The sequence below is a fragment of the Rhizobacter sp. genome (genome assembly GCF_031412495.1).
GTDB lineage: Bacteria > Pseudomonadota > Gammaproteobacteria > Burkholderiales > Burkholderiaceae_C > Schlegelella_A.
The window spans coordinates 1-3,946 of record NZ_JANODC010000125.1 but is presented as its reverse complement, the minus strand read 5'-3'; the positions used below and the strand labels follow the sequence as shown (position 1 = coordinate 3,946).

Below are 3,946 nucleotides of genomic sequence, written 5' to 3'. Positions count from 1 at the left end.
CTCGCTTCCTGAACCAGCCCTGCGGGATGGCGAAGTCGACCGAGACGCGGTCGGCGGCGACGAGGATCGGCGCATCGGCGCCGAGCGCCTGGACGACGCGCTGCGGCCGGCTCGCCAGCAGCTTCTTCGTGTACGGATGGCGCGGCTCGCCGAACACCGACGCCGTCGCACCGATCTCGACCAGCTTGCCGCGCTCCATCACGGCGACGCGATGGGTGAAGCGGCGCACCAGGTTCAGGTCGTGCGTGATGAAGAGCAGCGCCATGCCCATCTCGGCCTGCAGCTCGTCGAGCAGGGCCAGGATCTGGGCCTGGATCGTGACGTCGAGCGCGGTCGTCGGTTCGTCGCAGATCAGGAGTTTGGGCGTGCAGGCGAGCGCCATCGCGATCATCGCCCGCTGGCGCTGGCCGCCCGAGAGCTGGTGCGCGAAGGCATCGATGCGCCGCTCCGGCTCGGGGATGCCGGTGCGACGCAGCAGCTCGATCGCGCGGGCCCGGGCCTGGTTCGGGCGCAGGGCCTGGTGCAGCTCGAGGACCTCGCCAATCTGGTTGCCGATGGTGTAGAGCGGGTTGAGGGCCGTCATCGGCTCCTGGAAGATCATCGCGATGTCGTCGCCCCGGATGCCGCGCATCTGCCGCTCCGACTTCTGCAGCAGGTCCTCGCCTTCGAAGCGGATCGCGCCGCTCGTCGTCGCCGCATCGACCAGGCGCATCACCGACAGCGCCGTGATCGACTTGCCCGAGCCCGATTCGCCGACCAGGGCGAGCTTTTCCCCGGGCGCGATCGCGAACGAGACGTCGTCGACGACGACGCTCGCTCCGAAGCGCACCGTCAGGCCCTCGACCTGCAGCAGCGGCGGTGCCGGCATGTCAGTGGCGCCCGGCCGTCCGAAGCCACTGACGCGCCCCCTCGGGGGGCAGCGAACGAAGTGAGGCGCCATCGGGCTTCATCTCAGGACTTGCGGGTGTCGAAGGCATCGCGGAGCGCGTCGCCGATGAAAGTCAGCAGCAGCATCGACACGACGAGGACGGCGAAGGTCGGGAACACGATCCACCAGGCGTCGAGGTTGGCCTTGCCCTGGCGCAGCAGCTCGCCGAGCGACGGCGTCGTCGGCGGCACGCCGAGGCCGAGAAAGTCGAGCGAGGTCAGGGCGATGATCGCGGCGCTCATGCGAAACGGCAGGAAGGTGATCACCGGGGTGAGCGAATTGGGCAGGATGTGGCGCCAGATGATCTGGGCGTTGCTGAGGCCGAGGGCGCGCGCCGCCTTGACGAACTCGAGGTTGCGGTTGCGCAGGAACTCGGCACGGACGTAGTCCGACAGGCCGAGCCAGCCCCAGAGCGAGAGCAGGACCAGGAGCAGCAGGAGCGAAGGCTCGAAGATCGAGGCGAAGATGATCAGCAGGTAGAGCTCGGGCACCGCGCCCCAGATCTCGAAGACGCGCTGCAGGAAGAGATCGACTCGGCCGGCGAAGTAGCCCTGGATGGCGCCGAACAGGATGCCGATGACGACGCCGACCAGCGTGAGCGCGAAGGCGAACCAGATGCTGACGCGAAAGCCGTAGAGCAGGCGCGCCACCATGTCGTGGCCGTCGGCGTCGGTGCCCAGCCAGTTGCTGCCCCCGGGCGGCGCCGGGCTCGGCGTCTTCTGGAAATAGTTCTGCGAGCTGGCGCTGTGCTGGTTCAGCGTGAAGAACGCGCCGTTGCCGGGGCGGGCGAACTGCTCGGTGATGAACGGGTCCTTCCAGTCGGTGGGCGTCGCGAAGTCGCCGCCGAAGCGGGTCTCGGGCTGGTTGCTGAACAGCGGGAAGAAGAGCTCGCCGTTGTAGCGGGCAACGAGCGGCCGGTCGTTGCTGACCAGCTCGGCGCAGGTCGCGAGCACGAGCAGGGCGCCGAACAGCCACAGCGACGCGTAGCCCAGACGGTTGCGCCTGAACCGGGCCCAGGCGCGCTGGTTCGGCGAGCGCGGCAGGGCGTGGACGGCCGCGGCAGCCTGGGTCGTCGGCGACGACGCGGGCGGCAGCTCGAGGATCGCGCTCACGGCCTATTTCGCGCCGCTGGCGAACTGCACGCGCGGGTCGACGACGACGTACAGGACGTCCGAGATCAGCTTGATCACCAGGCCGATCAGGGTGAAGAGGTACAGCGAGCCGAGGACGACCGGGTAGTCGCGGCGCACCACCGATTCGTACGACAGCAGGCCGAGCCCGTCGAGCGAGAACAGCGTCTCGATCAGCACCGAGCCGGCGAAGAACGCACCGATGAACGCCGCGGGAAAGCCGGTGATGAGCGGGATCAGGGCGTTGCGGAAGATGTGCTTGAAGAGCACGCGCCGCTGCGACAGGCCCTTGGCGCGCGCCACCAGCACGTACTGCTTTCGCATCTCCTCGACGAAGGTGTTCTTGGTCAGCATCGTGACGATGGCGAAGCTGCCGACGACCATGCAGGTGAGCGGCAGCGCCAGGTGCCAGAAGTAGTCGGCGATGCGGGCCGGCCAGCTCAGCTCGGCCCAGTTGTCGGAGGTGAGGCCGCGCAGCGGGAACAGCTCGAAGAAGGTGCCGCCGGCGAACAGCACGATCAGGAACAGGCCGAGCACGAAGCCGGGAATGGCGTAGCCGATCAGCACGATCAGCGTACTGAGGGCGTCGAAGCGGGAGCCTTCGTAGACCGCCTTCATGACGCCGAGCGGGATCGAGATCAGGTAGGAGAAGAGGAAGGTCCAGAGGCCGAGGCTGATCGAGACCGGAAGCTTCTCCTTGATCAGCGCCCACACGTCCTTGCTCTGCAGGAAGCTGCGGCCGAGCTCGAAGCGCAGGAAGCTGCCGATCATCTCGACGTAGCGCACGTGCGCCGGCTTGTCGAAGCCGTAGAGCTTCTTCAGCTCGGCGATCTGCGTGGCGTCGCTGTCGCGGCTGGCGCGGTAGCCGGCGCCTTCGCCGCCGCTCGCCCGCGCCTCGGCCATGAGCTGCTCGACCGGGCCGCCGGGGACGAACTGGATGACGACGAAGGTGATCGTCAGCGCGCCGAGCAGCGTCGGCACCATCAGCAGCAGCCGCTTGACGATGTAGCTCAGCACGGGCCGGGCTCGCTCGCGGGGTGGCCCCGGGCGTTCATCGCGGCGACGCCTCCTTCATCCACCAGGTCGTGATCGGCCACGCCGGGTACTCGTCGAGCGCGCTTTCGATCGTGTAGTACAGCGGGCGCACGGCCGGGATGCCGAACTTATTCCAGTAGGCGCCGCGCTCGCTCGCGAAGTACAGGTCCGGCACCTGCCAATGGTTCCACATGACGACGCGATCGAGCGCCCGGCTGGCGTCGCGCAGCTCATCGAGCCGGGTCGCCCGGGCCATGACGCCGAGCAGGTGGTCCACCGCCGGGCTCTTGACGCCACGGAAGTTGTTGTTGCCCTTCTCGTCGGCCGACTTGCTGCCGTAGCTCGTGACGAGCTCTCCGGGCTGCGGCAGGGTGAACTTGCCCTCGACGATCGTCACCATGTCGAAGTCGTACTCCTCCAGCCGGCGCCGGAAGAGGGCGAAGTCGACGCTGCGCAGGCGCAGCGTCGCGCCGAGCTTTTCCATGTTGAGGCGCCATTCCGGCAGCGTGCTGCCGCGGTCACCGGCCATCAGGTACTCGACCTCGAAAGCCTCGCCCTGGGCATTGCGCAGCCGGCCGTCGGGCGCGAGCTTCCAGCCCGCGGCGGCGTAGAGCTCGCGCGCCCTGAGCAGGTTGCGGCGCAGCTGCTTCGGGTCGCCGTTCGTGCGCGGCGCGACGAAGGCCGGGCCGAAGACCTCGGCCGGCAGCTCCGCGCGGAAGGGCTCGAGCAGCTTCAGCTCGGCCGGCGACGGCAGCCCCTGCGCGGCGAAGGGCGAGTTGGCGAACATGCTGTCGCCGCGCGCGTACTGGCCGTAGCGGTTGGTCGTCATCTCGAAGTCGTAGGTGTAGCCCAG

At 68.5% G+C, this 3,946-nt stretch carries 4 protein-coding genes; all 4 read right to left on the bottom strand.

Translation table 11 applies throughout. From position 1 onward, the window contains the following. Window positions 1–868, bottom strand: an 868-nt coding sequence (locus tag AC30N0_RS04630; protein WP_489516758.1) for an ATP-binding cassette domain-containing protein, incomplete at its 3' end; no start/stop codon positions are given. Between the two features lie 83 nt (window positions 869–951). Further along, entirely contained in the window at window positions 952–2,022 is a 1,071-nt protein-coding gene (locus tag AC30N0_RS04625; protein ID WP_489516759.1) for an ABC transporter permease, read from the bottom strand. A 21-nt stretch (window positions 2,023–2,043) separates the two neighbouring features. Continuing rightward, on the bottom strand, window positions 2,044–3,075 hold the full coding sequence (locus AC30N0_RS04620; RefSeq protein ID WP_489516757.1) for a microcin C ABC transporter permease YejB: 1,032 nt from the start codon (window positions 3,073–3,075) through the stop codon (window positions 2,044–2,046). Between the two features lie 34 nt (window positions 3,076–3,109). Next, window positions 3,110–3,946 (bottom strand): periplasmic substrate-binding domain-containing protein (locus tag AC30N0_RS04615; protein ID WP_489516756.1); only part of this gene is annotated, 837 nt, incomplete at its 5' end.